This window comes from Chlorogloeopsis sp. ULAP01 (assembly GCF_030381805.1).
Lineage (GTDB): Bacteria > Cyanobacteriota > Cyanobacteriia > Cyanobacteriales > Nostocaceae > Chlorogloeopsis.
The window spans coordinates 388,349-414,161 of sequence record NZ_JAUDRH010000001.1 but is presented as its reverse complement, the minus strand read 5'-3'; the positions used below and the strand labels follow the sequence as shown (position 1 = coordinate 414,161).

General features: G+C 38.0%; 16 protein-coding genes and 2 pseudogenes. 9 read left to right on the top strand and 9 right to left on the bottom strand.

Going from position 1 to position 25,813, the window contains the following annotated elements; translation table 11 throughout:
* Nucleotides 1-7: 7 nt before the first annotated feature.
* The 9 genes and pseudogenes from QUB80_RS01875 to QUB80_RS01835 all read right to left on the bottom strand — a co-directional run bounded on the left by QUB80_RS01875 (nucleotide 8) and on the right by QUB80_RS01835 (nucleotide 18,900).
* A complete protein-coding gene (locus QUB80_RS01875) occupies nucleotides 8-5,896 on the bottom strand; it encodes a type I polyketide synthase (RefSeq protein ID WP_289787792.1) in 5,889 nt (1,962 codons plus the stop codon).
* Nucleotides 5,897-6,015: 119 nt separating this feature from the next.
* Entirely contained in the window at nucleotides 6,016-7,086 is a 1,071-nt protein-coding gene (locus QUB80_RS01870; RefSeq protein WP_289787791.1) for an HAD-IIIC family phosphatase, read from the bottom strand.
* Between the two features lie 3 nt (nucleotides 7,087-7,089).
* Entirely contained in the window at nucleotides 7,090-8,274 is a 1,185-nt protein-coding gene (locus tag QUB80_RS01865) for an acyl-CoA dehydrogenase family protein (RefSeq protein ID WP_289787790.1), read from the bottom strand.
* A gap of 12 nt (nucleotides 8,275-8,286) precedes the next feature.
* Nucleotides 8,287-9,297 carry a cupin-like domain-containing protein gene (locus tag QUB80_RS01860; protein WP_289787789.1) on the bottom strand — a complete coding sequence of 337 codons (1,011 nt, stop codon included), beginning with the start codon at nucleotides 9,295-9,297 and terminating at the stop codon, nucleotides 8,287-8,289.
* A 144-nt stretch (nucleotides 9,298-9,441) separates the two neighbouring features.
* Entirely contained in the window at nucleotides 9,442-9,693 is a 252-nt protein-coding gene (locus QUB80_RS01855; protein WP_289787788.1) for an acyl carrier protein, read from the bottom strand.
* Nucleotides 9,694-9,708: 15 nt separating this feature from the next.
* Nucleotides 9,709-10,581 (bottom strand): annotated as a pseudogene (locus QUB80_RS01850) (3-hydroxyacyl-CoA dehydrogenase family protein); the annotation flags it as partial.
* Nucleotides 10,582-10,625: 44 nt separating this feature from the next.
* Nucleotides 10,626-12,017, bottom strand: coding sequence for an acyltransferase domain-containing protein (locus QUB80_RS01845; RefSeq protein ID WP_289787786.1), 1,392 nt, complete (start codon nucleotides 12,015-12,017; stop codon nucleotides 10,626-10,628).
* A 283-nt stretch (nucleotides 12,018-12,300) separates the two neighbouring features.
* Nucleotides 12,301-13,572, bottom strand: a complete 1,272-nt coding sequence (locus QUB80_RS01840) for a glycosyltransferase (RefSeq protein WP_289787785.1) — start codon at nucleotides 13,570-13,572, stop codon at nucleotides 12,301-12,303.
* A 12-nt stretch (nucleotides 13,573-13,584) separates the two neighbouring features.
* Nucleotides 13,585-18,900: a non-ribosomal peptide synthetase gene (locus QUB80_RS01835; protein ID WP_289787784.1), complete on the bottom strand. Its 5,316-nt coding sequence runs from the start codon at nucleotides 18,898-18,900 to the stop codon at nucleotides 13,585-13,587.
* A gap of 1,133 nt (nucleotides 18,901-20,033) precedes the next feature.
* Between QUB80_RS01835 and QUB80_RS01830 the strand changes: the two genes are divergently transcribed.
* From QUB80_RS01830 to QUB80_RS01790, 9 genes and pseudogenes are all read left to right on the top strand, one after another.
* The gene (locus tag QUB80_RS01830) at nucleotides 20,034-20,369 is read left to right on the top strand and encodes a hypothetical protein (RefSeq protein WP_289787783.1); all 336 of its coding nucleotides are present in this window, start codon (nucleotides 20,034-20,036) and stop codon (nucleotides 20,367-20,369) included.
* A 12-nt stretch (nucleotides 20,370-20,381) separates the two neighbouring features.
* Nucleotides 20,382-20,708 (top strand): MbtH domain protein, encoded by a 327-nt coding sequence (locus QUB80_RS01825; RefSeq protein WP_289787782.1) that lies wholly within the window; start codon nucleotides 20,382-20,384, stop codon nucleotides 20,706-20,708.
* An 85-nt stretch (nucleotides 20,709-20,793) separates the two neighbouring features.
* Entirely contained in the window at nucleotides 20,794-21,021 is a 228-nt protein-coding gene (locus QUB80_RS01820) for an MbtH family protein (protein WP_289787781.1), read from the top strand.
* A 109-nt stretch (nucleotides 21,022-21,130) separates the two neighbouring features.
* On the top strand, nucleotides 21,131-21,904 hold the full coding sequence (locus QUB80_RS01815) for a thioesterase II family protein (protein WP_289787780.1): 774 nt from the start codon (nucleotides 21,131-21,133) through the stop codon (nucleotides 21,902-21,904).
* A 143-nt stretch (nucleotides 21,905-22,047) separates the two neighbouring features.
* Nucleotides 22,048-22,536, top strand: a complete 489-nt coding sequence (gene acpP / locus QUB80_RS01810; RefSeq protein ID WP_289787779.1) for an acyl carrier protein — start codon at nucleotides 22,048-22,050, stop codon at nucleotides 22,534-22,536.
* A 70-nt stretch (nucleotides 22,537-22,606) separates the two neighbouring features.
* Nucleotides 22,607-23,218, top strand: a complete 612-nt coding sequence (locus QUB80_RS01805) for a hypothetical protein (RefSeq protein ID WP_289787778.1) — start codon at nucleotides 22,607-22,609, stop codon at nucleotides 23,216-23,218.
* Nucleotides 23,219-23,629: 411 nt separating this feature from the next.
* Nucleotides 23,630-23,998: pseudogene (locus tag QUB80_RS01800) on the top strand (DUF1636 family protein); the annotation flags it as partial.
* 314 nt (nucleotides 23,999-24,312) lie between these two features.
* Nucleotides 24,313-24,543 carry an ABC transporter substrate-binding protein gene (locus QUB80_RS01795; protein WP_289787777.1) on the top strand — a complete coding sequence of 77 codons (231 nt, stop codon included), beginning with the start codon at nucleotides 24,313-24,315 and terminating at the stop codon, nucleotides 24,541-24,543.
* A gap of 91 nt (nucleotides 24,544-24,634) precedes the next feature.
* Nucleotides 24,635-25,663: an AraC family transcriptional regulator gene (locus tag QUB80_RS01790; RefSeq protein WP_289787776.1), complete on the top strand. Its 1,029-nt coding sequence runs from the start codon at nucleotides 24,635-24,637 to the stop codon at nucleotides 25,661-25,663.
* The last annotated feature ends 150 nt before the right edge of the window (nucleotides 25,664-25,813 follow it).

Genomic DNA, 25,813 nt, shown 5'->3' with positions numbered 1-25,813 from the left:
TTCAAATTTAACTGTATGCAGCAAAAGACCAATCAAATGTTGCTTGTTTTTCTAAGATTGCAGCAGTCTCTTGTTGTTCTGGTGTCAGCAAGGGTAAGTTTTTAATTTGGAAGTGGGGATTAGTGATCAATCCTTGCAATAGCATTTCAATATCTTGGAGAATGCTAGTAATGGTAGCTGTCTCAAATCTTCTAGAATCGTAGGAAATAGCTATTAGTAACTCTTTATTGGGGTAGACAACCAAGTTCAGAGGATAGTTATTTCGGTAATATATCTCTGTATGTTGAAATTCTATATTTCCTTGCCAATCTCGGATAAATTCGCTGACTGGGAAGTTTTCAACTACAACGATACTTTCAAATAGAGTTAGTTTTTGGGGAATTTCACTCCACTTATGAATTTCTGTTAATGGAGAGTATTCATAATCGCGGACTTCAACTAATTGCAATTGAAAATGCTGTAGCCATGACAAGAAGAGTTGTTCGGTATCGATATTGACATGGATGGGCAAGGTGTTAACAAACATACCCACCATTGATTCTACTCCCTGCAAATCTGTTGGTCGTCCAGTGACGGTGCAGCCATACAATACGTTGTTGCAACAAGTATAACGACTCAGAAGAACAGCCCAGATACCGTTAATGATTGTAGCTAGGGTAAGACGATGTTGGGTGGCAAAGGACTGTAGCGCCTGTGTAGTTTTTGTTGGTAGTTGAATTATCTCTTCACTATACTTGACTTCTTGGGTGGAAGATGGCTCAGTTTTTTCTAGTTTTTCGATGTAAGTTAGAGGAGTTGGTTTTTTAACACCTTGCAATGTTTGTCGCCAGAAATTCTCGGCTTTTGATATGTCTTGCTGTTGCAACCAATCAATGTAGTCTCTAAAAAGACGAGTAGGTGCAAAAGAGGTTTCTTTACCTTGACAAAGCGTTCCATAAGTTTCGACAAACTCTTGGAATACTAATGAACCACCCCAACCATCGATAATGATGTGGTTAAAACTCCACACATATAGATACTTGTCATTGGTAAAGCGAATTAAAGTATGACGCATTAAACATGGCTGGGAGAAGTCAAAACTTTTTTGGCGATCGCTTACAATCAAAGAGTCCAGCTGTGCTTTTTGTTCTGCTGAATTGATGTTAGTCCAATCATAGCAATTCAGGGGTACTTCTACTTTTTTGTAGACAATTTGTAACGGATTTTCTACTTCTTCCCAATAAAATCTAGTACGTAATATGGGATGTCTATCCATTACTAATTGCCAAGCTTTTTCAAACGCCTCTATATTCAGTTCGCCACGCACAGTAAAGATATGCTGGAAAAAGTATAAGGATAATTCACTATCAAAAAGACAGTGGAATAGCATCCCTTTTTGTACGGGTGTGAGTTCGTAAATGTCTTCAATATTTTCTAACAAATGGGGGTCATCACACACTCGCTGTATTTCTAGCAATAAAGACTGCTGGGAATTATTTACATCGGGCTGATTTTCTTCAAGGAAGCTATGCTGAATTGATGTACTGTCTAACTCTTCGGGTTCGATAGTTGGAGTAATAGATAAATCTGTTGCTAATTCAGCAATTGTTTGGTAGTGGAAAAATTGTTGAGATGTTAATTTCAAACCTGCTTGGTTAGCTTTAGCAGCAATTTGAATTGTATTGATAGAATTTCCGCCTAATTCAAAGAAGTTGTCGTAAGTACCTATCTTGTCAATTCCCAGAATTTCTTGCCAAATGTCAGCAAGGATTTGCTCAATTTCGGTTTCGGGTGCGATGTAATCGTTACCTAAATTAGGGCGAGGATGTTTTGCTTTTGAGAGATTGACTGAAGATAATTTATCATCTAAAAGCTTTAATTGCTCTTGCAAATAATGAGGAGAATTATTTTGCTTAATTAACTCTGGTAAATCTTGAGTGGAAACAACAATATGAGGCAGATTACTTGCGAGAATGCGGTTAAAAACATCGATACCTTCTTGAGGTAATATGCCTTTTTTTATAATTTCTGCACGCTCTTTTTGAAGTTTATCTGGTAATACAGTTTCTACTGCAAATCCGACTTCTTGCCAAGTATCCCAACTGATTGATATTGTTAAGCGATCGCCTATATAATTACAACAAGCATAAGCATCTAAAAAGGCATTGGCTGCACAATAATCTATCTGTCCAAATTCGCCTAAAATAGAAGTTTTGGACGAACAAAGTACTAAGAAATCTAAATTTATAACCTTTAAAACTTCTTCTAAAACTAACGTACCTTGAACTTTTGCTGCTAAGACATTGTTAGCCATATCCCGCGTTTTGAGTTGGCTAACACCGCCACCAGGGATACCAGCCGCATGAATTACACCATTAATTTGTCCGAATTTTTGTAATGCTTGAGTAATTACTGCCTGCATTTGTTCGGAATTAGTGACATCGGCACTTATAACTTCAACTTCTGCACCTAATTTTAAGAGCGATCGCACTTTTTGAATTTGATGACTAATAGCATTTTGGCTATCATGATTTCCTAGCCATTGTCCCCATTCTGAGCGTTTTGGTAATCCCTTTCTGCCAACGAGGATTAATTTAGCTTGGAATGTCTTTGCTAAATGCTCTGCTAATACTAAACCAATGCCTCCAAGTCCACCAGTAATTAAGTAAACTCCACCTTTTTTTAACTTAGTTTTGCTTGCAATACCATCTTCTAAAGGAACTGCATCAAAGGTTTGTATCCAACGGTGAGAGCCGCGATAAGCAACTATTTCATTAGTTTGTTGTAGTGTTAATTCTGCTACTAATTTATCTATGATTTTGGGTGATAAAGAAGTTTGTGCAGAAGGTATTACTAAATCAACAAGACTGCAATTGATATTGCGATATTCTTTAGGAATTACTTTACATGACCCTAATATCGTAGCCTTTTGCGGACATAAATTCTCATCGCCAGTTACATCATGTAAGTTACTGGTGACGACCATCAATTTTAGGAAATCCCAAATATCTTGTTTCCCGATTGCTTGTGCTAAAAATAATAAACTATAGAAGCTGATATCTTGATACTCATTGTTGAGTGAAATATCATCTGGTGTAACGCTCCAAAAATGGGCAATTGTATTTAGTTTAAAATTCTGATTTTGCAGTTCTTTCAGCAACGCATCATAATTATCTGGTTGTTGGGGATTGATGCGATATATCCGGTCATCAATCTTATTAAATTGTTCACCCAACTCTACAGTAATGACATCTTGATTTTGTTGTTCGAGTCGTTTGACAAATTCAGTTCCCACTCCATAGTTATCCACAAAGACTAAGCAATGTAGCTTTTGATCGCTCAGATCTTGTGCTTGGAAAAACTCAAGCGGTCTTGATTGTTTCCATACTGGAATATAAAACCAATCAGCGATATTGGGCTTTTTATCTAATGATTTATATGAAATTTTTTCTGAGTTAGACTCATCTAACTCAATAGAATAACGCTTATTTTCAACAGAATGATCCGATATTAGCTCTAAAGATTCTTGGGAAGTTGTTGACTCAATCCAATAACGCTGACGCTCAAAGGGATAAGTTGGTAAAGGAAGACGATAACGGCATTCGTTAGCATAAAAACTCGACCAATCAATCTTGATTCCCAACATCCACAACCGACCCAATGTGTTGAGTAAAAATGCTATTTCTGAATACTGTTCGTGATGAGTTGATACAGGTAATTCAGCATTACTCAAAGTTTCTTTGAAACTAATTTCTAGCAGAATCCGCTGTTTATCTTTAAGTAACTCGGCAATTCCTACCTTAAAAAATGTTGGTTGCTGTATTTGTGCCCAATATTTAAAGTCTGTTGCTTCAGTTGGAATAATCCAAGTCCCACTAATATTGGATATGAATGGAATTTTCGGAGGATTGAGTTGGACTTTTTCTAATAACTTAGTAGAAGACTCTTTCGCTACAAGTAAAAGAGCATCTTCAAGGGAAAACACTCCCGCCAAAGTCGCAACGACATATTCTCCAACACCTTGTCCAATCATTGCTTGCGGAGAAATACCCCAGGACTTCCACAATTGCGCTAAAGCATATTCAATGACGAACAAAGCGCTTTGAGCAAAGCTAGTTTGTTGGAGTTTTTCTAATGCAGTTTCTCGTTCAGATTCGCTGGGATAAATTACGGAACGCAAATCTAACTCTAAATGCGGTCTTAATATTAAGCAGCACCGATCTACTTGGGCGCGAAATACTGACTCAGTGTCGTAGAGTTCTCTGCCCATGTCTGCATACAGCGCATCTATCCCAGGAAAGATGAAAGCAACGGAACGAGTTCCTGACTCTTGAAATTGAGTTACAGCTTGTTGTGATGCTGGCTGATTCAATCTTTGAATTGCGTCTTGGACATCGGAGCAAATCAATATTCGCCGATGACTAAAGTCTCTGCGTCCGACTTGCAAGGTATAAGCGACATCTGCAAGATTAATATCGGGATGTAGCGTCAGATGTTGGCTGAGATTTTGCGCGGTAGTTGCTAATGCAGACTCAGTTTTCGCAGAGAGTAACAACAGATGATATTTTCTCCCCTGCTCCTCTGCTCCCCTACTCCTCCTCTCTACAATCGGAGCTTCTTCTAGCACTAGATGGACATTTGTTCCCCCCATTCCTAAAGAACTTACACCAGCACGCCGCGGAATCGAGCTTTGCCATTCCCTTAGCTTGGTGTTGACATAAAAAGGACTGTTGGCAAAATCAATTTCAGGATTAGGCTGTTCAAAGTTGAGGCTTGGTGGAATCAATTGATGTTTTAAAGCCAAAGCCGTCTTAATTAACCCTGCAACTCCGGCGGCTGCATCTAAATGACCGATATTCGTTTTGACTGAACCGATGGCGCAGAAATTCTTTTTCTCGGTACTAACGCGAAAAACTTTAGTCAGCGCGGCAATTTCAATGGGATCGCCCAATGACGTACCGCTACCGTGGGCTTCAATATAGCTGATAGTTTCCGGTTCTACCTCTGCTAACATTATCGCTTCTGCGATCGCTTCTGCTTGTCCATCGACGCTAGGTGCTGTATACCCAACTTTCATCGCACCATCGTTATTGATAGCAGCGCCTTTAATCACAGCATATATGCAATCACCATCTGCGATCGCATCTTTGACTCGCTTAAGAACAACCACTCCCACACCATTACCAACAGTTGTTCCCTGCGCCTTAGCATCAAAAGCATGACAATGGCCATCAGGAGATAGCGGCCCTCCTGGTTCATAGAAATAACCCGTTTCTTGCGGCAAGCGAATAGAAACCCCTCCCGCCAAAGCCATATCGCATTGATAATTTTGTAAACTTTGGTAGGCGAGGGTAGTAGCAACTAATGATGTAGAACAAGCTGTTTGAACAGTAATACTTGGCCCGGTAAGATTTAATTTATAAGAAACACGAGTTGAGAGAAACCCTTTATCATTACCAATTAACTTTTGATATGATTCCCCCGACCCTAATTGGTCATTTTTTAAATCAAAATTTAAATAATTATTTAAACTAGCACCCGCATAAACGCCAATTCTGCTGTCACACTTAGTTGAATCATAACCAGCATTTTCTAAAGCCGACCAAGCGCACTCCAAAAACAGGCGATGTTGAGGATCTGTAACTGCCGCTTCCTTCGGATTTAAATCAAAAAAAGCAGCATCAAATAAATCAATATTATCTAAAACACCACCAACTTTCACATAATTACTATCATTTACCAACGCCGCAGGTACACCGGCAGCAATTAACTCTTCATCTGTAAATAAAGATAACGACTCCACCCCATCTTGTAAATTCTGCCAAAAACATTCTATATCGATGGCTCCAGGAAAACGCCCCGCCATCCCGATAATAGCAACCCCCTCCATTAACTCATAATTATTATCAATATTCATCTCATTAAACCTTTTAAATAACTACCTTTTTTTCCTTGGTGCTCTTGGTGAAGCAGTCCGGTCTTGGGGGTTTCCCCCATGAGGAACTGCTGAACCCGAAGGGCGACTTGGCGGTTCGTTTAACCAATTACTTGAAAATCCACGTACTCAGGCACATCTTGAATGCGACTTAAATCATTTTCAAAAATTACCAAATCGCCATTCTTCTCAACTTCCTTAAACCCAGCAAACTTATAAGATATATACATCATTCTGTTGCGATCATTTGATACAAACTCCGCCAACAAACGTACATTATTCTTCTTAGCCAAACCCATCACATGATTCAACATAATTGTCCCCACCCCCCTCGACATCACCCGACAAGACATTAGCAACAGCTTAATTGTCCATGACTGAAGCTGACATTCAATCAAAACCAACCCTATCTTTCCGTAGCTACCATACTTATCTTCTAAACTTGCAATCAGCAATTTATGATTTTCGGAACAGCGAAAATGATTCAGTTCGTCGTAGGAATATGTATAACCAGTGGTATTCAATTGGTTAGTTCTAAGGGTTAACTCTTCTGCACGCTGCAAATCTTCTTCTTGAGCAGAAGATATCGTGAACTTCATCTGAAGAGTAGCTAAAAATTCATCTGCTGTGCCAACAAATTCCTTCTCCGCATTTTGTCGCTCAATAGCGCTCAGATACATCAACCTTCTAATTCGTGAATCTTCCGTAATAAACCGGGGATTCATGACAGGCATATCTAAAGTATTTTCTATTTCATCTGCCTTGATACAGAGAATTTCGGGCAAGGAAAACTTGACTTCTTCTAACTCAAATAATTGATCGTCGATAAAGGCGATCGCATCCAAACCAATATTCAGTAACCTAGCAATTTCTTTGATAGAAGCAGCTTTAGAATTCCAATTAACTTGAGGATATAAAAAATACTCTTTTAACCCAAACTCTTCTAATTTAGCTATTGCTGTATTAGACTCATTTTTACTAGCTATAGATTGTAATATACCGCGATTATCTAAAGTTTCAATCAAATTTGCTATATTTTCTCGCAGACAGACTTTCTCATCTTCTAGCAAAACGCCGTGCCATAGGGTATTATCTAAATCCCAAACAACACATTTAATAACTTTTTTATCTTTTTGTTTGCTATTTAAATTTTGCTCTTGAGTACTAATCATATATTAAGTTCTCTCTGCTAATTTCTTTTCTATCCCAGTACTTACAGTTGCAAAAAGATAATCTTGATAACCTGACTCGGCAATGGTAAGTTCTTGAATTTGAGTGCTACCTTCAATAATTTCCATAATTTTTGAGTCGCGTAAATACCTTTCAACATGGTACTCACTACTACAACCATTACCGCCATGAAGTTGCACAGCATCATTGGCTATTTTTGTAGCTACCGTAGATGCAAAGTACTTAGCAATAGAAGTTTCGATTATCGAGTTGGGGTCGTTAATATCTTTGAGATAACCAGCTTGATAACATAACAGCCTCGCGGCTTTTGTGTTAGTTATCATTTGAGTAATTTTTTGGCGAATTAATTGATGTTCTTTGAGATAAACACCAAACTGTTTTCGTTCATTTGTATACTTGATACAAGCTTCTAAGCAAGCTTGAGCAATACCGACACATCCTGCTGCCACACTATATCTACCATAATCAAGGGCGGAAGCAGCAATGTAGGAAAAGCCAAAACCTAATCTACCAACTAAGTTTTCTTGAGGAATTTCACAGTTATTAAAATACAGTTCGGCTGACATTGAAGCTCTAACGCCTAAAATGCCAGACATTGGTTTGACTGAGAATCCTGGGCTATTTTTTTCAACTAAAAAAGCGGTAGGTTTATCCTCGCATTTAACAAATACTAAATAGACATCTGCTATTTGTCCGTAGGTAATCCATTTTTTTTGCCCATTTAAGACATAAGCATTACCAACTAACGTTGCTGTTGTTTCCACACTTTTAGCATCGCTACCAACATTCGGTTCGCTTAATGCAAAAGCCGCGATGATTTCTCCAGATGCTAGTTTAGGAAGCCAATACTCTTTTTGAGACTTATTACCCCATTTACACAAAGCATGAGCAACCATGTTGTGAACTGTCAGCAAACTTCTAATAGAAGAACATCCTCGTCCGATTTCTTCATTAAGAATGCCATAGGTAATCATGTCCATCCCCTTACCACCATATTCTTGGGGTAAGATAGCACCGAGAAAGCCGCGTTGAGCTATTTTTTTAATTAGTTCTGCTGGTGTGAATTCTTGTCTATCCCATTCCCCAGCATGAGGAAATATTTCCTGGTTAACAAAAGCTCTAAATTCTGCTTGAGCGTTTTTTTGTTGTGTCGATAATTCTAATTTCATAAATAATACTTGCTATTGTGAGTTTCTCTGCCGAATACTTTCTGTAAAACTACCTGGTATGATCAAAGATTTAAGCAGAGCAATAGCTGTCCACATACCATCAGGAGAAGAAATTGCATGATAGAGATAATAAGGTGCTATTTTCAAAAAAACTGATAACAAATTTTTTTGCTGAAAATAATCTTGAATTATTACATCGTAGAAAAATGATAATGAGATATTTTCTTCTAATGCTGTAACATGATGCCACCAATAAGGTGGTATATAGAGTATTTCTCCCGGTTGAAGTATAACTTCTATTTTGTCTTGCCAGGGAAATCTTGGAAATAACTCCAAATTAGGGTAATTCGGATCAACTTTACTATAATCTGCTAAACCAAGACTATCTTCAAGAGGTGGATAGAATGATAAATAATTTGAAGGAGGAAATAAAAGTATTCTTTTTTTCCCTCTAATTTGCACAAAAAGATTATGAAATCCATCAAAGTGCAGGACAGTAGTCGAAGAAAAAGCTTTACTAGATAAACCATGCCAAAAGCTAATTAATGGCTTCCTGTTTAAGTATTTTGGATAAGTTACATCAGCAACAAGTTCAGGAAAAGTTTTTTCAAAAACTGCACTAGGTAAATAACATCTTATATCTGAGTTATTATTTTGATTAACTTTATTTACATAGTTATTTATATACTCTTTATATGGAATGTCTTTATTAATATAATCATATCCATCTTCATAAGAAAATTTTCTATAATTATCAAAAAAATCTTCTGCATAAAATTGAATATTAACTATATTATTTCCACATTGTTGTACCAAATAGTCATTAGACCATTTATGACAAGCATCCCAATGTTTAGCGACCCCTTCAATTACGAAAGGTTTGTAGTTTTTCCACTTGTTTGAAAACTCTTGTTTACTAGGATTTTTGAGTTTTAAAATTGATTCACTAGTTTGGATTTGCATACATACTCCAAGATTTTTAGCTTTTAAGCTTGTGTAATTGTAAGTTTTGCAGTTCTTCATGACTTCTTATGAAAGATACATCTACCAATTAGTAAGCCTGACTGAGCAAAAGTAACAGTCTTTAGAACGGACTTTAATAAAAATCCCAACATAATAAGTAATGAAGAACTAGCTTTGCTATATGACTTAATAAATGTTAATTATTCATTTATGCATTATTACAGTAGTTTTACGTTCAATTAAATTTGCAATAGAGTTGATTGTGCGGAAATTTTCAAACTCTAAATCTTCGTTCTCAACAGCAATATTAAATTCTTGCTCTACGAATAAAACAAGTTGCATGGCAAACATAGAATTGACAAAACCTAGAGCAAAAATATCTTCATCTGGTTGTAAATCATGATTGCCAAAAAATTTGGCAAAAAAAGTTTTAATTTTAGTTTGAATTTCGTTCATAAATCTTACTATTTCCTATTGATATGCGTAAAAACCTTTACCACTTTTTCTCCCATGTAGTCCAGCGTCTACCATTTTTTTCAGTAAGGGGCATGGTCTGTATTTACTATCATTAAAGTTTTCGTATAGGACTTCGATAGAAAATAAAATGGTGTCTAATCCAATCAAATCTGCTGTTTCTAAAGGCCCCATTTTATGACCAAAACAGCCTTTAAAGATTTTGTCTACATCTTCTGCTGTAGCTACTTGATCTTGCAAGAGAAAAACAGCTTCGTTAATAGTTAACATCAACACGCGGTTGGAAACAAAACCCGGTGAATCGTTAACAATGATGCATACTTTCCCCATCTGAGCCAGCATTTGTTTTGCTGTCTCAAGTGTTTTCTCAGAAGTGTGATATCCACGAATCATTTCTACCATCGGCTTCATTGGTACGGGATTCATAAAGTGGATACCAAGGACTCTATCGGCACGTTTGGTAACTGAAGCAATGCGGGTAATGGGAATTGCTGATGTGTTAGCTGCAAATACGCAATCTGTTGGACAAATAGAATCTATTAAGGGATATATCTCCTTTTTAATATCCCATTTTTCGGTAGCATTTTCAACTACAAAATTTGCATTTTCTAAAATTTTATAGTTGGTTGAAAATTCTATTTTTTCAAAAACACTATCTGGAGTTTCTGTATTGTGGCTTTTTTTGAAAAAACTCTGAAAGCGGATATTATTCCTGATTTCATGTTTAGCTTTATCCAGGATATCTTCAGAAATATCTATCAAAATAACTTGATGTCCTGTTTGAGCGAGATTTTGTGCAACCCCTACCCCCATTACACCCGCACCAATAACACCTACTGTTTGAATGTTCATAGTTTTAACTTTTTGAAAAAACCTTTGCGCTACTCTGCGCGAACCTCCGCGCTATTCTGCGTTTAAACAGATAAAGGAACAGAAGGACGAGACTCCTGAGCATAAAATTCCGCCCAATCTATTTGCACTCCTGTTAACCACAGCCTACCTAATGTTTTCAGCAAGAATGCTAAGTCTGGTTTCCTATCGTAGGAATATCTTAGAGAAGGCAAAATAAGTTGACTGACTGCTGGATTATGTTCTATACATTGCATTGCAAAACTACCTAAAGTTTGTCCAGGGCCTACTTCCAACAAAATTGGATATTGTTGTTTCCATAACTCTTGTATACCGGGAGCAAACAACACGGGTTGACACATATGTTTAACCCAATAGTCGGGATTCGTCGCTTCTGCTGCTGTTATCCAAGTTCCTGTGACGTTGGATATATAAGGAATTTTTGGTGCTTGCAGATTAAACGTTGTTACTAACTTACGTAAGTCAGAACTAGCACCCTCCATCATATGAGAGTGAAAAGCATGAGAAGTTTCTAAACGCCGACAAGCTAAACCTTGCTTAGTTAACCGTTGTTCTAAAACTTCTATAGCATCGGTTTCACCTGCAATGACACCCATAGATAGGCCATTCACTGCAGAAAGTGAGAGTTTGTCATTGAGTAAGGGAGATATCTCTGTTGGCGAAAGCGGAACTGCAAGCATGGCTCCACTTGGTAATTTCTGAATCATCTGCGCTCTAGCAGCAATCAGTTTTAAACCCTCGTCTAAAGATAAAACTCCTGCCAAAGTCGCTGCTACATATTCACCAATACTATAACCAATCATTGTTGCGGGACGAATGCCCCAAGATATTAATAGCTGTGCTAAGGCATATTCGATGACAAAAATGGCTAGTTGAGCGAGGTGGGTTTGATTGAGTAAAGATGTTGCAGTTGCTATTTTTGCATCGGTTGGTGTCTGGCTGCGACCTAACATTTTTCGCAAGTCCAAACCGGAAGAATTTTCTTGAGGTAACTGCTGCTCTTGTTTTCCATTGGGATAGATTACATCCCGCAAATCTTGATCGAGCAAGGATTTGAGAAATTCACAACAGTAATCAACACAGGCGCGAAATACAGGTTCAACTTGGTAAAGTTCAACAGCCATGTTGACATACTGAGTGCCAAGTCCAGGAAACATAAAGGCCACAGGACGTTCTGCTGTTGCTTGAATGTTGGTAAGCACTCGTCTAGGATCTGCAAGTGCAACTAAAACATCTTCTATATCCCGACAAACAATCATCCTCCGATGCTTAAAAGTTTGTTGTTCACATTGCAATTTTTGAGCAACATCCGCAAGATTCAAGTCACGATGCTGTCTCAAATAATCTGCAAAGTTTGCGGTAGCAGTTGTTAGTTCTGATTCAGTTTGAGCAGAAATTACTAATAACTGCCAAGGACGAGAAGGGCTAGTAAGCATTTTTGACCAACTCCAAAATTACTTAATTAACAAAACCTTCGCCAATTTATAAGGGTAAGTTGATGTACAAACTCCCATTTCTGCGAAGCTGAGCAAAAACAATCAGCCCTAAAAATTCCTTCCAGCTTTCTCGCAAAGCTTTTTTAGCGTATTTCACGTAGGACAAAGGCTTTGAGAGTCCAAACTATCTTGTATGCCTTACGCTTATATATGAATGATTTTGCCAGTTTTGCCAAAATTTTTATAGGCTCTTATTTTGGCGAAGGTATTGTAATTAACAAATTCAATTTCTGCTTGCTTGTGATAGCAACTGAGATGGTAAATATTTATGAAAAACTTCTACAGCTCGCTGCACACCATTCTCAGCCTGCACTTTTTTACTCAGTGCTGCTACACGCGTTTGCATATTCTGGTCGCTGACAGCAGTTTCAATAGCAGCAGCTAACCTTTTTACAGATAGTTTGTTTTTGGGAATTGGCAAAGGAGCTACACCTAACTCCGCTATCCGATAGCCCCAGAAAACATTGTCATAATCCTCAGGAATGATGATATTTGGTACTCCTGCACGTAAAGCAGTATGAACAGTTCCACAACCACCATGATGTACAACTGCTGCTGTTTTTGGAAATAACCAGTCAAAAGGTATCCATTCTATTGGGAAAACATAATCAGGTAAATTTCCATTATCAATAAAATCTTCTCCAATAAGTAAAATACCTCGTTGTCCGGATATTTTTAGCGCTTCTAAAACTAGTTTGGTCAGTGCTTCTGGTTCCCCAATTCCCTTGTTACTAAAACCTACATAGACTGGCGCTGAACCGTCTGCTAAAAAATCCACTAAATCTTGAGGTGGTTGCCAATTACTAGGACTATCTAAAAACCAATATCCAGTAACATCTACTGACTCGGGCCATTCTGACGGTTTGGGCAAAGAAGCAGGACTATAAGCGTAAAGAAAGGGTAGTTTTTGATGCTGCATTTGATGCATTACACCTTTCCCACTAAGAAGAGGAGGCAGATTTAACGTTTTTTGTCGCCATTGATTGATTGGTCGTCGAATAAATTGCCAAAAAACTTGATCAAACAATGAATAGCTAAACCAATTATAAATATTACCTAAAGGTTTTCCATTGAACACAAAAGGATGAGGAAAAGCTCGCGTTTGGTGGTAAGGTTGTAAAGGGGCTGCGTAGCAAGGTATACCTAATTTTTCAGCAATATAATAGCATGGATAAGCTGAAGAATTAAAAATAATTGCTTCTGATTGTTGGCAAACTCGCCATAATTCAGCTAGAAAACCATTATGTAATTGTTTTGTACCAAGAAATATCATGTCCAAAGGAGGGAAATTAAAAATCATCTCTAATCCCTCGAAATATTCTCTAATATTCCAGTCCATTGGAAGAGACTCTAATCCATATTCTTCAACCAATTCTTCAAATCCGATATTAGTAGCAAGTCGTACCTCATGACCAGCACGCTTTAATCCCAATGCTAATGAAATGTAAGGGAAAACGTCACCATATGAGCCCCATGTGACAATAGTAATACGCATAATTATTCCTACTTACTGACAATATTTTTGACTTTGCTTTGCCCTAAATTTGCTGTGTTTATTCAGTGATTTTATTTGTTTTTGCACGCGATCGCGTATCATTTCAAAAGCCAACTCATCCTCTGTATTTTGACTTAAATATTGCGCTAAAGAGTATATAGTTGGGTGCTGAAACATTGTCACTACTGATATATCTTGCTGCAAAATTGCCCGCAGTTCATTATTTACTTTCAGCATCAGCAGTGAATGTCCACCAAGGTCAAAGAAATTATCATGAATACCTACTTTGTCGAGATGTAGAACCTCTTGCCATAGCTTCGCAATCTGTTGTTCCATTTCTGACTGGGGTGCTTTATAAGTAGTGGTTAATGTTGGACGCACTACTTCTGGTACAGGTAAAGCACGACGGTCTACTTTTCCATTCGGCAATAGTGGTAAGGTATCTAGGAAGATAAAAACACTAGGAACCATATATTCAGGTAAGAGTTTTTTCAGATAAGTTCGCAGTTCATTCACTGTGGGTATTTGTTCTGGCAAAGCAACAATATAAGCAACTAATTGCTTATCGCCTTGTTTATCTTCTCGTGCCAAAACTACAACTTCCCGCACTACTGGATGTTTGAGCAGTGCATTCTCTATTTCACCTAACTCAATCCGAAATCCTCTAATCTTGACTTGATGATCGATTCTTCCTAAATACTCTAAATTTCCATCTGGTAAATAACGAGCTAAATCTCCAGTTTTATATAGCCGTGATTCCAGTTTATTACTAAACGGGCTAGATATAAACTTTTCTTTTGTTAATTCTGGTCGATTTAAATAGCCTCTAGCTAAACCTGCACCACCAAGATAAATTTCTCCTGGCACACCAATGGGAACTGGCTGTAAATTACTATCCAAGAGATAAATTTGTGTATTGGCGATGGGACGACCGATAGTAACTTTTTCATCTCTATTTACCTGAGTAAATGTAGAATAGGTCGTATCTTCAGAAGGCCCATAAAGATTGAAAACTTTCTGAATATGATGATTTTGATAAATCTGCTGTACCAGTTGATTTTGTAATGGTTCACCAGCCAGATTAACTGTCCTCACACAAGAGGGAATACCATCTAGTTGCAATAATTCTGCAATGATGCTGGGGACTGTATTCACCAAGCTAACCTCAGTTGCTAAGGAAGGTAAATGCAAAGCATTTTCTACAAGAATTACTTTCCCACCCCAACTGAGGGGAACAAACAGTTCAAATACTGATAAATCAAAGCAAATAGAGGTTGATGCTAAAACTCCAGCCAGGTCGTTATCTGTAAAGACTTCTCTTGACCATGTTAATAATGCAACACAACTTTGGTGTTCGATCGCAACGCCTTTTGGTATACCAGTAGAACCGGAGGTGTAAATAACATAAGCTAGGTGATGGGTTTTTACTTCACTAAACAGATTTTCTGCACTCTGTTGGCTAAGTAATTGTAAATCTCTATCGGTACAGACGATATGCAAATTCAGTTTATCAAACAACTCAACTAGATGCGTTTGAGTCAGCATTACCTTTGCTTGACTGTCTTTAAGCATAAAAGTCAAGCGTTCCTGGGGATAGGCTGGATCTAGCGGTACATAGGCTCCGCCAGCTTTTAAAATAGCCAACAATGCGATCACCATTTCTGGGCTGCGCTTCATGCAGACACCTACAATTACTTCTGGCTTCACGCCTAATTCTTGTAAGTAGTGTGCTAACTGATTTGCTCGGTTGTTTAAATCTCGGTAGGTTAATTTTTGGTTGTCAAAAATCAGAGCGATCGCATCTGGTGTTTTTTCTACCTGTTCTTCAAATAAATGATGAATGCACTTGTTTTGCGGATAATCTGTTTTGGTATCATTCCAGTCAACTAATAACTGTTGGATTTCCGATGGCGTTAATAGCTGCAATTGTGAAATATATTGTTTGGGATCGCTAACTATGCTTTCTAACAAAGTCTGGAAGTGTCCCAACATCCGGTTAATGGTATCTGCATTCAATAAATCCGTGTTGTACTCGCAAGTTGCAATTAACCCTCGCTCGCAATCCTCCATAAACAATGTCAAATCAAACTTAGATGTACCGTTGTAACCTTCTTCATAATTAACTGATACATCCGTTAGATTGAGATTGGGTTTGGGCAGATTCTGGAGAACGAACATCACCTGAAATAGTGGATTGTAGCTCAGGTCTCTGCTTGGCTGTAATTCCTTTACTAATTTTTCGAAGGGTAAGTCTTGGTGAATGTAAGCTTCTAAAGCCGTTGATTTCACCCGCGCCAACAACTCTTGAAAATTCAAATCGCCAGATAAATCTGTACGCAGTACTAAAACATTGACAAAAAATCCTATTAATGATTTAGTTTCTGCTCTATTACGATTGGCTATTGGCGAACCAACTAAAATATCAGTCTGTCCTGTATAGCGGTAAAGCAAGGTTTTAAAAGCCGCTAACAAGGTCATAAACAAGGTTACGCCTTCTTGATGGCTCAGTTTCTTCAGTGCTTTTGTCAGAGTTTGAGACAGAACTAATTTCGCTTGAGTGCCATTGAAAGTTTGAACTGGCGATCGCGGTCGGTCTGTTGGTAAATTCAGTACAGGAAGTTCATCCTGCAACTTTTGTTTCCAATAGCTCAATAATGATTGAGTGCGTTCGCCATCAAGCCATTTTCGTTGCCAATTAACAAAATCTCGATACTGAATTGGTAATTTAGGAAGTGGTGAGAGTTTGGCTGTTGAGAATGCTTCATATAGTGCAGTTAGTTCTTTAATCAAAATACTGGTAGACCAACCATCTGCAATTATATGATGCAGAGTCACTAACAATTGATAATTTTTATCATTTAATTGTAAAATTTTACTACGCAAAAGCGATTGAGCAGATAAGTCAAATGGCTGTTGTGCAAACTCTGTAACCAAACGTTGTGCTTCTTGGATACGCTCATTCTCTGATAAAGAACGTAAATCTTCAACCGATAAAGTTACGATTACAGCTTCATTTACAACTTGAACGGGTTGTCCATCTTTTACTGTAAAGCTTGTGCGTAATACTTCGTGTCGTCTAATAATTTCGTTCAGACTATCCTGTAAAGCTATTAAGTTAATGCAACCCTTAAAGTTAATAACTATAGGAATATTATATGTAGGAGTATCGGGAGTTAGCTGATTGATAAACCATAATCCCTGCTGGGCAAAAGATAGAGGATAATGTGATGTGTTTTTATCTTGTTGAATAAAGAATAATGACGGTAGTGCATCTGTTGTCATTTGAGCGAGAATCTCGGTGACAAGCGATCGCCCACTCATTCCTTCAAAAAAATCTGCTACAGATACTTCGATTTCTAAATCAAATTCAAGCTGATTTTTTAATTCAAATACTTTTAAAGAATCAAGCCCCAGCGTGCTTAATGGTTCTTGGATATTAATATCATCTGCGGCCATTGAAAGTACTCCTGCCAACAGTTCAGTTAAATAATTTTCTAGGAGCGCTTGAAATTCTCTTGGAGGAAGTGCCAACAGTTCAGAACGCCGTAATTGAGTTTCATTTCTAGCAATATCATTAATTTTGAGAATGTCACTTTCAACTATATTCAATTCACCATTTTGAAATTGAGCGCGAGTTGCACGACGTTGAATTTTACCGCTAGAAGTTTTGGAAATACTACCCGGTTTAATTAAAACTACGCCATAAATTTGTACTTCCTGTTCCTCGGTAATTGCTTGCCGAATTGCACTAGTTACTTCTGAGAAATTTGGCTTGGCGCGAAACTCTAATTCTTGTACAACTACTAATCTTTCTTCATTACTAACTTCGACTGTAAATGCTGCATTAGCACCAAGACGTAATGATGGATGACTGCGTTCTGCTGTTAATTCTATATCTTGGGGGTAAAGATTGCGACCCCGAATAATAATTAAATCTTTTGCTCTACCTGTAATGAAAACCTCGCCATTGTGCAAAAAGCCTAAGTCACCAGTGCGTAAAAACGGCCCTTCTTTCGTGTCTTTGAGATAGGCGTGGAATGTTTCTTTTGTTTCTTCTGTTCGATTCCAATAACCTTGACCAACACTAGGGCCGGATACCCAGATTTCCCCAACTTCATTTGATGAACAACGAGTTAATGTTTCAGGATTGACAATTACAATCTGCTGTTGAGGAATTGCTTTGCCACAACTGACAAAGCTTTGAATATCTTGACTTTCAATAGTTGCTTCGACTATCTGGTTTTGGGAAAGTGCAGATTTATTTACAGTTCTGACTTGAGCTAAGGCTTTTTTGCTCCCACCAGAAACTATCAATGTTGCTTCCGCCATACCATAACAGGGATAAAATGCTTCTGCACGAAAGCCACATTCTGCAAAAGTGGTTGCAAATTGCTCAAGGGTATCTCGCCGGACTGGTTCAGCACCGTTGAACGCGACACTCCAACTACTTAAGTCAAGAGTTTCTTTTTGTTGTTGAGTAATTCTTTGAACACATTGTTCATAGGCAAAGTTAGGGCCGCCACTCGTGGTGCCTTTGTAACGAGAAATCGCTTGTAGCCAGCGGTAAGGTCTTTGCAGAAAAGATGCTGGCGACATTAAGATGCAAGGGAAAGCACCATACAATGGTTGCAAAATGCCACCAATTAATCCCATATCATGATAAACAGGTAGCCAGGAGACAAACTTGCTGCTTGATGAATGTTCCATGAGTTGGTAAGTGACGGCGGCGTTGTGCAGAAGGTTGCCATGACTGAGCATAACTCCCTTTGGTGTGCCGGTAGAACCCGATGTGTATTGCAGAAATGCTAGAGTATCTCCATTAATTGCAGGTTGCTGCCAACAATCTTCTAGACCCTGTGCTATGTTATCAGTTGTAATCCAGCGAAAATTTCCCTGTTTTGTATCTGGTGTGAATATTGATTGTAATGTGGGTAGCATTGCTGTTGTGGTGAGAGCAACATTGGCCTGTGCATCTATAGTAATAGCTTGTATTCTGGGCGTTTTACGTTGATTGCGAGGCGGATAAGCTGGAACTGCCACGACTTCAGCATATAGACAACCAAAAAATGCTATTAGATAATCCAGTCCGGGAGGATACAGTAATATAGCACGTTCCCCACTCAAACCAAGAGCTTGCAGTTGAGCTGCTACAGCCCGACTGCGCCGATCCAATTCATAGTAAGTCAGCGTTAATTCCTGAGTTTCTCCATCTTCAAGGAAAGTGAACGCTTGTGCGTGCGGCATTTGGAAACTGCGATCGCGCAGAACATCAACGATTGTCGCACATTGAGGGGGAATTTCTCGGAAGTAATTGATAATTGGGGTCATTACTATGCCTCAGCTAATCAGATGCAGGCAAACAATAGTGGCAAAATTAATCTCACACTCACTATTGGCTGAACAAGTGTTTGAGTCAGTTGTTATGTGTAACTTCTTGACAATCTACTGAGATAAAATCCAGCAAACTTTAGAAAAACATAGCCCTTTCTTGCTGAAAGTGGTGCTTTTACAGAATTATTTAACTCTATTGGGAAAACTCTTAAACAGACTTGGACGTTGCTTTAGGAAAAACAGCCCCAAATTTGTAAGCTAGCTATGCAAACTTATATGTTGCCAGTTATTTTCATTTAGACTCTTTCACATTACTAGGGATTGTGGCATTTACGCAATCCTTTATTAATAGCCAATAATTATCAATATTTGAAATATGTGTCATTTTAGGCTATCGAAAGAATAATTTATTACTTTTGATAGATGCTAATAGCTGGAAAAGTCAAAGTGCTTTCTAGCACCTGATTTTAGCCCAAGCATCAGAATTCCGTAGTCTAGGGGTAGTCCAATGGCTCGTATCTCAATAGTGAATGTGCGATCTACACAAAATTTATCATAGTCGATTATATGTTGATTGTGCTTGGCATCCATAAGAGTCATTCCTGAAAAAGATTTTAACCATAGGAATGTTATGGGGTGGTTAGCTTGATCTTCTCTAGACTTAATGATAATCTTTCGAAATAAGCTTTACTGAATAAACAATGAAAAAAAATAGCTTTTAACAACGAAATATCCTGTTTTATTTGAAACAAATTCTAATTAATCATGAAACATCTGTAGGATTCAGCCATATATCAACTTTTGGGTGAAAACTACACTCATATTAGTGCAAGTATATAGAGGCTCAACCAAGACTACCGCTTAACTTTGCACTTATTAGGTTAGTGAGTAAAGCAATTTTTTTGGGCTAGAGTCTAGATTTCAGCAAGAAAACTAAAGCTGAGAATTGGTTGCTATGCAAACAACGTCACCCTAAAGAAGTGCGAGTGATTTTTTCTAGAGATAGATCACATTTTTATCTGCACCACAAGAAGTGCTGAAAGTGTCTCAGTTCTTGCTCCGCATAGCCGCTCCTATCCACCTCGCCGCCAACCTTTACGGGTGTGGCAGGATTACCCTGGAGGTTTAAGATGGCAACAATGGGAAAATATTGCAAAGCTAACTCTCTAAAAAAATTACGTGAGTTCAGTCAGTGGACAGAGTGTACTGAAAATATAAGGAAAGAAAAAAAGGAAGTTTCGGGCAATGAAGTGGAAATCAAGAGGGAGTTAACTTATGATGACTTTCTTTACCTGCAAGAAAACTACGTAGTTACAGATGGAATTTTCAAAGATGAGAATATTATTTTTGACAATGTAACTCCGGAATGGAAGGAGTTTTGCCATAAGACCCTTGAATTTGAGATCCCTGTATACGAACCTGTACAAATACAAGCATCCGCAAATCAAAACAAAAGTGATTCTTAAGGAGACACTTGCATGAATGAGTTAGTGCAGCAATTGTCAGAAGGGGAGCATCCTGTTGAAGCAAGCTTACGACCAGACAAAACAGCTACGGCATTGAAAGAAAGTATTAACCGAGGATACGTACATATTAAGTTCACCAATACAAAGGGAGGTACTGATTTAGGTGTCAGACTCGACCCGGAAGCATCTAATTTTAATGAAGCTGATTTTGAGCGTCACACAGGGAAAGTTCATTTGGTTGGCAACCTGACATTGAACTACGTAAAAGTTAGATGCATTGCAGATATTGACTTAGAGACACTAGAAGGTAAGGGACACCTTGAACCAGTCCAACAGTGAGCCTTACCAGTAATACAGTATTTAATTCTCAATTCTGGCGAAGTTCCACCTAATTTCTTTCTAGTTAAATAACAGGAGACAAAATATGTACCAAGACGACAAAGAAGACACAACAATTTACAAAGTTGTAGTCAATCATGAAGAACAGTATTCCATTTGGCCAGAATACCGGGAGAACCCTCTCGGCTGGAAGGATTCTGGCAAAAGTGGTTTGAAACAAGAATGTCTGGAATACATCAAAGAAGTATGGACTGATATGAGACCGCTTAGTCTCCGCAAAAAAATGGAAGAAGCCGCTCACAGTAAGTTATGACGCATCCTTGTCCTTTGTCACTAGTCACGAGTCATTTGTACGTATTGCAGGAGTTTAGACAAATGACTTGTGATGGTCTTCAAGAAGAGAGTTTAGACGTTCTGATCATATGACAACCATACAGACATTTAACTCATGGGTGACGTATCCCAAACTGAATCCTCAAGCTTCGGTGCGTTTATTTTGCTTCCCCTACGCAGGTGGTAGTTCTTTAATTTTTCGCACATGGTCGGACAGCCTACCCAAAACTGTCGAAGTTTGTCCCATCGAACTACCTGGACGAGGAACGCAGATGCGGACTGCGCCGTTCCCGCGGCTAGAACCTCTTGTTGGTGCGATCGCTCCTGCTCTGATTCCACATTTAAATAAACCATTTGCCTTCTTTGGTCACAGTATGGGAGCGATCGTTAGCTTTGAACTTGCCCGTCTCCTCCGCAAACAGTATGACACTGAACCAATACACTTGTTTATTTCCGGTCGCCGCGCTCCGCAAATTCTCGATCCAGATCCACCCATTCATGCTCTCGATGAACCTGCTTTCAAAGAGGAACTGCGCCGTTTGAATGGGACTTCCGAAACAATACTGGAAAACAGCGAATTAATGCAACTTCTGAGCCCGATTTTACGAGCAGACTTTGCAGTTCTGGAAACTTACGTCTATACTGCTGAACCACCACTTGACTGCCCTATTACTGCTTTTGGTGGTTTACAGGATCACAAGGTCAATTGTGAGCAACTCCAAGCCTGGCGGGAGCAGACAAATGCTCCATTCTCACTACAGATGTTTAGGGGCGATCATTTCTTCCTGCACTCTGCCCAATCACTTCTGTTGCAGTCTCTTTCTCAAGAACTAGATCGGATTGCCAATGAGGTGAAACATTGACAATCAAACTAATGATTGCTTCTTTCATCAAATGATTAGGTGTTTCTGTAATAAATCTCATTATTGAGAAGCGTCTCTCAATGTTCGCAAGAGATCCTATCACTGCAACACAATTAAGATAGTATTTTTATCCTACACAATGCTTGAGCCAAACTCAGCTAAAAAAACTGGTCTGCCCCGTCTGGCTCAACCAAACACAGTACTTTGAAGATGTATCCTCACAAGTCCCTTTAGAAGGTTACCAAGTTTGTCAAAAGTGGCTCAATGAGCGCCAAGGTTCCTCTCTTTCCGAACAAGATATTCAGCAATATAAGCGTATTGTCACACTACTGAAAGAAATTACTGAGCTAATATTAGAAATTTACGCAGCAATTCAGCATAGCCAATTCAAAAACTTTCCAGTTTTTGAAAAATTACAAATTATTATTGCAGAACAACTAAGTATTGAACAAAACCAAGTCTGCTTAGAATCAAATTTTGTAGAAAACTTAAGAGTAGATTCCTTAGATATATTGGAACTATTCACAGTTTTGGAGAAAGCTTTTGACATCCAAATTAATGACGAAGTTGCTAAGAGTCTTTCAACTGTGCAAAAACTTGTTAATTACATTAGTCAAAAGGTTGTTATTTAAAAGTTTGTTTCTAAAGTTATAGTAGCAATATTTTTAATACACACAACAAGTTTGTTAATTCAGGTTACATATGGGTATTTCTTCTTTACTCGGAATAAATTCACAAACTCTTAAGGCATTTAAAAGACAACAAAAATATTTCCCTTATCGGTATGCTCTAGTTCGCAAATATTTGCCTAAATTTGTCAATGAGTATCAAAAAAACTTTGGGGTTCAGCCAATAGATTTTGCTATCCTGTCTACAGATACAAGACTGAAACTTGACACCTTACAAACATATTTTTTCAAACATTTTACTGATATGGTATGCAAAACTCCTGGTAATACGAATTATGCAAAGTACCTGAAAAAAACTTTGAAATTTACTAAGAGTGAAGTTACATATCTAGATTCTTTAAGTAAAGATATTCATGATAAGGATTTACCTATTGTCAATGCTTGGAGAGCCGGCATTATCCATGAGTTGAAGTTGACACTAGCTTTTGTGAATTTCTATAGTTCTGGCAAAAATATTTTTGATTTCCCTCAATGTTTATTAGAACAATTTAAGGATATAAATATAGAAAGTATTCCTTTGCGCGATGTAAAACTTCCATATCCAAGTTTTTATTTACATTTTGATTTACAAAGGGACTTTGAGTTAGAACTTGGTCACGTAGCCAACAGTGAACTTTTGTATTAGTTGTCAACAAAAACTAAGGTAATCAATAAATATTACTTGGAAGGAGTATATGTAAAAGAAATAGCTGACGGTGGTCTGGAGTTAACATTAGTCAATCTTTATAGATTACCATCAGATATTATTGAGCGGATTATAGTTAAAAGGCAACAAAAAAATATTGAAGCTCGTAATAATTAACTGAGTTTTTCTCATCTGGAACAACGTTCAGCTTTGCCATCAGCGATCGCGCTCACATCTTCTTGGCCTTATTTCTTCTTCAAGTGTGCAATATCTCTCGTGATGGTGACAGCATGGCTAGGACTTTTCAAGGCTGCTCCCTATAAGAAGTAAATTAAAATAATGAAGAATTTATTAATGTTTATCAAGTCATTAATGACCTCTAAAAATACCTCGTCAACACACCCTAGTTCTATACCTAAACACACCCTTTTCGTTTGCAAATCTTGCCACCGCTCCTCCGAAGAACGGCAAAAAAATCAACCCTGCGATGGTTCTATTTTACTTGACCAACTAAATACTTTATGCAACGAGAAATTCCAACTTGATGAACTTGAAATTCAGCCCGTTGGGTGTTTGTGGGCTTGCAGTCAAGGCTGTGTTGTCGCTGTATCCAGCCATGACAAACCTACTTATCTGTTCGTCAATCTTTCCCAAGAAGATAGCCCAGCAGAATTACTAGATTTTATGCGGTTATATATCAAGAGCCGTAAAGGCACTGTAGTTTGGAAAAAGCTTCCTGCACTGTTACAGTCCGCTATTTTCGCTCAAATTCCACCTGTTGGTAAAGGGACTGGGGACTGGGTACTCGTGACTGGGAATTGGGTGGAAAGCGGAAAAATTATGGAAGGGGCTTTAAACCCCTCCCAAATTTTGCAACCTCCCCCAGTACCCAGTACCCAGTACCCAGTACCGGGAGCGGCGTTCCTCCCCCACCTAAAGGTGGGGGATCAGTGGGGGACTCCTCGCCGCTACCTGTTGAAACCAACATCGGCACGATTGGTAGCATTCTTCAGCAATTCACCCATTACCCTTGGTTTGAGCCTACAAGCCATAATCATGAACCAGGCTTAACAAATGTTTCGCTTCGACAAATTTTGCAAGTCAATCCCGATGTGATTTTCGTGCAAACTTATTCACCTGGAAAAATTCCCTTATCGCAACAACTTCGTCATCATCAAATTTGGCAGCAACTTCAAGCAGTACAAAATCAGAGAGTATATGAAATTGACCAATTATGGCACTCTGGTAACGGGACTCGGATGATTGGTTTAACTCTCGATCAGTTGATGCCCATAATTTATCCTGAGTTTGTCAACAAAATATAATAGCCTGCGATATCTGGGGTTATCTGCATTTCCGTTAATATTACTTGATTTTTAGTAAGTTTATTAATACTATTTCTCAATAGCTTGAGATGTGTCCAACGCAGATATCAACAAGGTGATGATGAAAGTATCAATTTCTTTAAATGATATTCAAGAGTTTTTCCCAGAAATGCAGCGTCAAACTGGATTTTATTATCAATCAATAGCCAAAGAAAAATTTTTAAATTTTTCTAATCAATTAGGTAAAGGTCAGATATATAACTTACATTTACGTGATGGTATTGAACTATATTTACAAGATTGGAACTTAGAAGAAAACTTAATTATCAAAGCAAATACCAAATATTCTTCTTTGGGGTTAGGTTTTTGTCTTTCAGGTAATCTTGAGGCTGAAGTTATAGGTTCAAAAGTTGATTTAAGCTTGACGGCTGGACGTAATTTACTACTTCACAGCAATGCTTATAAAGCAACCATGGAAATTCCGGCGAGACAGAATCTATTTTTAGTAGAGATGAGTATAGATTCGCAAATAATCAAATCTATTGTAGAAGATGAATGTGAGCAAATAGATTATTCTTTACAAAGCTTGATTGAATGTCAAGATTCCAAAATTTATGCTTGGTCAGGTATAACAAATCCTGCCATGAAAATTGCTCTTAACCAAATCATTAACTGTCCTTATAAAAATTTGACAAAACATTTCTACTTAGAAAGTAAAACTTTAGAATTAGTTTCATTGAAATTAGCTGAATTAACTGATAGTAAAACAGAAAATAAAATTTATAAAAAATTACGAGCAGATGAAGTTGAACGAATTTATTTTGCTAGAGACGTTTTAATTAGCAATTTAGAAAATCCACCTTCATTGTTGTCTTTGGCACAGATAGTAGGATTGAACGAACACAAACTAAAACTGGGATTTCGTCAAGTATTTGGTACTACAGCATTCGGTTATTTACATCAATACAAAATGGAGCGATCGCGTCTTTTATTAGAATCGGGTTTAATGAATGTTACAGAAGTTGCATCTGCGGTTGGCTATTCCAATTTTAGTCATTTTACTGCTGCCTTTAAAAGAAAATTTGGTATTAACCCCAGTGCGTTAAAATCACGTTTTTGAAACAGCAGCGTTTTCAAGTTCTTCATTTTGGGGTAATTTTAGATCCGTATAGGGGTAGTCAATAGGGTTTTAGCAATTTAAACTGGCAAACAGAGAGTTTATCTGTGTGTCAAGGTACTCATAATGAAAACTAAAATTAACCAAATATAA